The sequence below is a fragment of the uncultured Lutibacter sp. genome (assembly GCF_937891065.1).
Lineage (GTDB): Bacteria > Bacteroidota > Bacteroidia > Flavobacteriales > Flavobacteriaceae > Lutibacter.
The window spans coordinates 1-7,282 of sequence record NZ_CALAEQ010000210.1; the positions used below are offsets into that span (position 1 = coordinate 1).

Genomic DNA, 7,282 nt, shown 5'->3' on the forward strand with positions numbered 1-7,282 from the left:
TAATTATTATTAACATTTAAATTTATTATTATGAAAAAATTATTATTAGTAGTAGCGCTTTTATTTGCTACAAGTATGTTATTCTCACAAGCACTTATTTCTAGTCAAGGTGGCAGAAATGGTAATAACGGGAATAAAGATTGTGTAGATTGTTCTGAAGACTTTATAAAGCAAGTACCAACAACACCGGCACCTACATCTGTTAACTTTGTGCAAATTAATACCAATGAGATTTATCAACAAGGTTATGATAATGAGGCTAAAGTTGAGCAAAAAGGAGGAGGAAACTTTTCTGATATTGATCAAACTGGAGAGTATTTATTTACTGGTTATTTTTCAGGGAATCGTTATTATAGAGATGGAGATGAAAACGTGGCAAATGTAGATCAAGAAGGTATACAAAACTGGTCTCAAATAGAACAAAGAGGAAATGAAAATGATGCAGATGTTGATCAAGAAGGTTTCCAAAATGTATCAATGATAGAGCAATTAGGAGATGATAACGAGACAGATGTTGACCAAGATGGAGACAATAACTTCGGAATGGTGTTTCAAGATGGAGAAGATAATGATGCAGATATTGAACAAGACGGAGACGACAACTATGCAAATCAATCTCAAATAGGAGATGATAATGATGCAGATATTGAACAAGATGGAGATGATAATGTAGCTTATCAATCTCAAACTGGGAATAATAATGATGCAGATATTGAACAAGACAGAGACGGTAATTATGCAGATCAATCTCAAACAGGAAATGATAATGATGCAGATATAGAACAAGATGGAGATGATAATGTAGCGTTTCAATCTCAAACTGGTAATAATAATGAAGCAGATATTGAACAAGATTCTTTTATGTTTTGGAGATCAGATGATAATTATGCAGCTCAAACTCAAACAGGAGATGATAACAAAGCTGATATAAAACAAGTAGGAGATGATAACATAGGTGTTCAAACTCAAACAGGAGATTATAATAATGCAGATTTAGATCAATTAGGAGATGATAACTTTTCAATGGAAACACAGACTTCCGTTACAGGTAGTACTCCTGGAGGAGACTGGTTTAATAATTCAAGAGTTTTTCAAGATGGTACAGATAACGTATCTTGTGTAACACAAAACGTTAAAAAAGCGGGTGTTTTCAACTATAGTTATGTTATGCAACTGGGTCATGACAATGAAGCGTTTATATATCAACAAGCGTGTAAAAACAGTAATACAAGTTTTACAGTGCAAGTAGGTTTAGATAATATGGCTTGTGTAAAACAAATGGGAAATATGACTGTGGCTCAACAATAATTTAAAAGATTTAAAGTATCTAATTTAATTTTAAAAAAGGAGGCTAATGCCTCCTTTTTTTTATTTAATAAATTAATGAATGTAATATTAACTCAAACAACTACCAATAATAAACAAACACAAAGCAATTTAAAAGTTTAAACCAAATAGGGAATAATAACCAAATTGATATTAAACAAAAGGGAGGAGATTCTCAAACGGTTAGTCAATTTGGAAATAACAATTATTACAATTTCACTAATTATTACAACAATATACCTTCCGTTTTTAATAGCATTCAACAAGGAAATGCTAATAATCTTCAAACTTACGGAGAAAACTCCATGATTAAAAATAGTAGTATTACTCAAAAATCCAATTTTAAAATCATAATTATTAAAAATCACTAATTATAAATTAGTAGTTAACGCGTTAAGAGCAATTAATTTTTAACGCTCAGCCCTTTTCCGTTTTACTACAAAAAAAAACACTTGCAATGAAGGTTTAGTACTGTATACAAAAAGAGGTTTAACTTCCTATTAATTGTGGATTATTGCTAAGGAATAATGGAATATCTCTTAGCAATAGCTAAAATAGTTGTACAATTATTTATGATTTAATTGTACAATTAAATTTAAGATAATATAGAATTATTTTGAGAAAAAAGTATTATTTTTACAGGGTTATAAAAATAATTAAAAAAAGATAGCAATTACCTTCATTGTAAATATATCAAATTTATAGCAGTACTAAAAGTTTAGAATAAGATAGTTACTAACAATTTTAAAGGTAAAAAATAAAAAAATTACTATGGCCATACGTTACAGAATTACCAAACGAACAAATAACATAAACCCAGCTAAAGAAAGTAATTATATTATGCAAGCCGTTTCTACGGGTACTATTGATTCTAGAAGGCTAAGCAAAGAAATTAGTATGGAAAGCACTTTAAGTCCTACGGATGTTCATGCGGTATTATTTGCGTTAGGTGAAAAGTTGCAATTTCATTTATTAGAAGGGAAAACGGTAGACCTTGAAAATATTGGTAAGTTTAAATTAGGGTTTAAGTGCAAGGCAGAAGAAGACCCTTTAAAATTGAATCCAAAGCGAAGCATTTCAAAATACCATTTAAATTTTCAACCGTCGGTTTTTATAAAGCACCTACTTAAAAAAGGGATTACTACCTATAAAGAGGGCAGTAGAAGTACAGATTAGAAAATTACTATTTCCTATAAAATAGATAAGTTTATCAGTTGGGTGTAATTATTAAAAACGTTATTCCGAGTGTTTTTTGAATAATAAAATGAAAAAAAAATGTATCGAGAAGAGTTTTTAGGGTTAATTTGTCTATTATCTATACAATTCTCTTTTTAAAAAATTATTTGAATTGATACAAAATCTGCATTAAAAACAAATTATACGCTAGGTTTAAATTAGTAGTTAATAAAAAACAATACAGGCTTCTGTATTGGCTGATAATGCTATAACTTCATTGTTATAGCTTTTTAATTTCCCACTAAATGTGTTAACAAATTACAACTAATAAGTAGGTAATTTCCGGTAAATTAGTCTTTTAATTATGCTGTAATATCTTTTTATGTAACTAAAGTAACATAAATTACCATTCATTAATAAAATAGTGCGATTCGCAAACTTGTGCTTTTTAGCTTCTGATTTTTAGATAATTATATTTAATTTAGATCCAGTTTAAATAAGGGAATAGTACTTACTTCTTATTTATACTAAAATAAATTGCAATTAATTGAATATTTAAACCCCACAAATTGTTTCCCCAATTAAAAAGTTTATAGAGACTTTTATTCGTATGTATTTGTACATATTATTAAGGTAATTATAGTCCCCTATAAATTTTTATGAAATTATTTTATTATTAACAAATTTACTAACGTTTAAAATTTTATTATTATGAAAAAATTAATTTTAAGTGTAGCAATGCTATGCGTTACAGGTATTTTTTATGCACAAGAATGTGCAGATTGTGAAGTAAGTCAAATGACACCAACAATGATGGTTCAATTTGAAAATTTAAGTGATGTTGATCAGGTAGGAGCTGATAACTTTGCTTTGGTAGATCAGGAAGGACTTGGAAATTATGCTCGAATTAATCAGTATGGTAGTAATGGGCATCATGCTCCAGGAGGATTGGGAAATAAAGGGTATGTTTTTCAAAGTGGAACAGGGAATAATGGTATAATTGATCAAGCTGGTGATTTTAATACTGGAGTTATTGCTCAAATGGGTGATAATAATTATGCTGAACAAGAAGTTGGAAATGGTTGGGCTGAAAACAATAGAGCACATTCCTACCAATTTGGAAGTGATAATGTATCTTACCAAGATCAATTTTATGACAATAATACTGCCTTTGTTGTGCAAGCAGGTGAAAGTAATTATGCTGAACAATTTCAAAGTTCTTCGCAAGCAGGAGCTGGGAATTTAGCAATTATTGGTCAAACTTGGTACGGGAACAAGGCTGAACAAACACAAAATGGAGACAACAATACAGCTATTGCGTTACAAGTTGGTGTTGAAAATTCATCAGTTGAAGATCAAACTACTATTGGAGGTTCTGCTTGGAACAGCTCATTAGTTATTCAATTTGGGTATCAAAATGAATCTTGTGTAGATCAAGATGCTTCAGGTAATGGATGGAATGCAAGTCATGTTTTTCAAGAGGGAGCTTTTAACACTTCTGATGTAAGTCAAATGGCTGCCGCAGGTGGTGCAAACTCAAGTTTTGTAAATCAATTAGGTCATGCAAATGCAGCTTGTATTACTCAATCTGCTCCGGGAGTACCAAACTAAAATTTCTATTAGTAACAAAAAAATATAAGAAAAAAGAGGGTTTTTACCCTCTTTTTTCTTATATTTGGTATAATGCAAAAAATTTAGTTTTATGAAAAGTTCTCATTTAAAATACGGTTTTTTTTTATTGCTATTTGGTTTTATTTCTTTTAATAGTATCTCTCAAATAGCAGATGAAAATACATATGTTATAAATCAATATTTTCAGTTAAATAAAGATGCTTCTTTAGGAGCTGAAAAGAACGCTTCTAAATCAAGTATTCAGTCTCAAATAAATGTTGTAACCTTAAATCAAATTGGAAATAACAATGAGATTGATATTAAACAAAAAAGCTCAGATTCTCAATCTGTTAGTCAAATAGGTGATTCTAATTATTATAATTTTATAAATTATTACAATAGTACGCCATCAAATTTTAATATTCTACAACAAGGGAAATCCAATTCTCTACAAATTTATGGTGAAAATTCCATAATCAAAAATATAAGTATTGTTCAAAATTCAAATTTTAAAACATTGATTATTAAAAATTATTAGCAACTATGAAACAACTTTATTTAAATAGTATTTTTAGTTGTTTAATGTTATTTATTAGTGCTGCTTATGGTCAATTAAATGAGTCTGTAACAGGGAAAATTTATATTCAAGAATCTGATAATTTAATTTTGATAAAAGCTCAAGTTGATAACGAAGAGCCAATTTTTAAAAACAATTTATACTATAATTTAGTAGCATTAAAGAAAAATTCTTCAGGAAATTATTCAAATAACAGGCAAGAGGGAGAATTCTCGCTAGATCCAGAAGAAAGTAAGAATCTTTCCGAAATTAGATTAAGCCTTGCTGCTGGAGAAGATTTACGTATTTATTTATTTATTAAGCAAAACAATATTGTAATATCAAAAGATTCACTTCAAATAGTTCCTCCAGATAGAAGCCTTGTACAAGAAAAAGTTGTAAAAGAAGCTGATTTTGAACTTAAAGGAATTGTAATTGATGACGTTATTACTAAAGTTGGGAAAGATTTTCACGATTATTTTTATCAAGAATATAGTACTTCAGGTAAACAGTATCCTTTTATCATTACAATACAAGAAAAACCTTACTTTGGAAGAAGTAGTATTATAACAATTACTTCAGAAGATAGAAAATTATTTGAATTTATGTCTAAACCAGATGAAGAATTCCTTAAGTCAGCTGTAAAATCGGCCTTGCAAAATGTAAACCAATACGCTAAACAAAGAAAATTGCTATATAAGAATAGTAGAATATAAAAATAATTATTACCTTGTAACAATGAAAAAGTTAAAATATATTATCGCAACTTTACTCATAAGTATTCCTTGCTTATTTTATGCTCAAAATGTTGTTTATAAACCTATAAATCCTTTTTTTGGGGGAGACACATTTAATTATCAACAGTTGCTAGCTTCTGCAAATGCACAAAATAGTTTTGAAGAAGATTCTGGATTTAGTTTTGATCAAGGGTCCGATTTAGATAATTTTACGGAGTCTTTAAATAGACAATTATTAAATTCATTATCACGAGATTTATTTCAACAAGAATTTGGTGATTCTGCTTTAACTGAAGGAACTTATGTGTTTGGTTCCTTAGTAGTTGAAATTTCCCCTTCGAATGCTGGATTACTTGTTAATATTTTAGATACTTCTACAGGTGAACAAACTCAAATCATAATTCCAAACTAAAATTCCAAACCCTATTCTATGTCTATGAAAAAGTATTGTAAAATATTTACTGTTCTTATTTTAATATCCTTCACAAGTTGTGGAACTTTCTTTAATCAGCCTTTCACAAAAAGCGAAGCCAGGATAGGAGAAAATACTTCTAAAAAAAGTTTATTAGATACAATTTTACCTTTAAATAAAGCTATTGTAGGTGTATATAAATTTAGAGACCAAACAGGTCAGTATAAATTAATAGAAAACGGATCTACATTTAGTACAGCAGTAACACAAGGAGGTACATCTATATTATTAAAATCTTTAGAAGAATCAAATTGGTTTAATCCAATTGAAAGAGAAAACATTGGAAATCTTTTAAATGAACGCCAAATAATACGTTCAACAAGACAAGAGTATGCACAGGATGGAAAACAAGATCAAACTACATCAATACCTCCTTTATTATTTGCTGGTATTATTCTAGAAGGAGGAGTTGTATCTTACGATTCTAATATTATTACGGGTGGTTATGGAGCAAGATATTTTGGAGCAGGTGCTTCTGCTGAATATAGGCAAGATAGAATAACAGTTTATTTACGAGCGGTTTCAACATCAAGCGGAAGAATATTAAAAAATGTATATGTTTCTAAAACTATATTGTCGCAAGGTATTTCAGCTAATTTGTTTAGATATGTGAATGTTAAAAGACTGTTAGAAGTTGAAACTGGAGTTACAAAAAATGAACCAACACAACTAGCAATTAAAGAAGCAATTGATAAAGCTGTTGAGCTTTTAATAATTGAAGGAATTGTGGATGGAATATGGATTCCTGCTGGAGGAGATGCTGTTGTTGAATTTGTAAAAAATCAATATGAACAAGAAAAAGAAGAAGCTGAATCAACAGCACTTTATGATAGAAAATTAGAAGATAGAAGGGGGAAAGTAGCAATAAATATTGAAGGTGCTGCAATAATTCCTAATAATGATTTTGGAGATGCCACTGAAAAATTAGGAGTAAATGGATCCGTAAAATTTTATTTTAAGAAACCAGGATTTAATATAAATTTTGGAGCAAGTTATTTTGAACTAGAAAATAAAAATAGTTTTAAAGATCAGTTCCTTTCATTAGATATTAATATGGGATATGATATATTGCCATATGATAAGTTAACACCTTTTGTATATGCAGGTGTTGGTGCCGTTTCTAATAATAAAACGATAAACTATTTCGGTTCTTTAAAATTGCAGTTTGGAGGAGGAATAGAGTATTTACCTATGAATAATTTAGGAATTAAACTTTTTGCTGAGCAAAATATGCTTTTTGCAGATGATATGGATCGCTTGGTTCAAGGAAAATGGAATGACTTCTATTATAAAGTTGGATTAGGATTAAATTTTTATTTTGGTAAGCCATATAATAGTGTGAAATCTGTAATGTTTGAATAAAAAAAGATAATTATGAAAAAAAATATAAATATTATACTAATC

General features: G+C 29.0%; 7 protein-coding genes. All 7 read left to right on the forward strand.

Features of this window, described 5'->3' with window-relative positions; all coding sequences use genetic code 11:
- Positions 1-30 precede the first annotated feature (30 nt).
- The 7 genes from Q0352_RS11420 to Q0352_RS11450 all read left to right on the forward strand — a co-directional run bounded on the left by Q0352_RS11420 (position 31) and on the right by Q0352_RS11450 (position 7,240).
- Positions 31-1,308 carry a hypothetical protein gene (locus Q0352_RS11420; RefSeq protein ID WP_299527595.1) on the forward strand — a complete coding sequence of 426 codons (1,278 nt, stop codon included), beginning with the start codon at positions 31-33 and terminating at the stop codon, positions 1,306-1,308.
- A 789-nt stretch (positions 1,309-2,097) separates the two neighbouring features.
- A complete protein-coding gene (locus Q0352_RS11425) occupies positions 2,098-2,502 on the forward strand; it encodes an HU family DNA-binding protein (RefSeq protein ID WP_299527597.1) in 405 nt (134 codons plus the stop codon).
- Positions 2,503-3,213: 711 nt separating this feature from the next.
- Entirely contained in the window at positions 3,214-4,113 is a 900-nt protein-coding gene (locus Q0352_RS11430) for a hypothetical protein (RefSeq protein ID WP_299527599.1), read from the forward strand.
- A gap of 91 nt (positions 4,114-4,204) precedes the next feature.
- Positions 4,205-4,651 carry a hypothetical protein gene (locus Q0352_RS11435; RefSeq protein ID WP_299527601.1) on the forward strand — a complete coding sequence of 149 codons (447 nt, stop codon included), beginning with the start codon at positions 4,205-4,207 and terminating at the stop codon, positions 4,649-4,651.
- A 5-nt stretch (positions 4,652-4,656) separates the two neighbouring features.
- Positions 4,657-5,385, forward strand: coding sequence for a curli-like amyloid fiber formation chaperone CsgH (gene csgH, locus Q0352_RS11440; RefSeq protein WP_299527603.1), 729 nt, complete (start codon positions 4,657-4,659; stop codon positions 5,383-5,385).
- A gap of 22 nt (positions 5,386-5,407) precedes the next feature.
- Positions 5,408-5,818, forward strand: a complete 411-nt coding sequence (locus tag Q0352_RS11445) for a curli production assembly/transport component CsgF (RefSeq protein WP_299527605.1) — start codon at positions 5,408-5,410, stop codon at positions 5,816-5,818.
- A gap of 24 nt (positions 5,819-5,842) precedes the next feature.
- Positions 5,843-7,240 carry a CsgG/HfaB family protein gene (locus tag Q0352_RS11450; RefSeq protein WP_299527607.1) on the forward strand — a complete coding sequence of 466 codons (1,398 nt, stop codon included), beginning with the start codon at positions 5,843-5,845 and terminating at the stop codon, positions 7,238-7,240.
- The last annotated feature ends 42 nt before the right edge of the window (positions 7,241-7,282 follow it).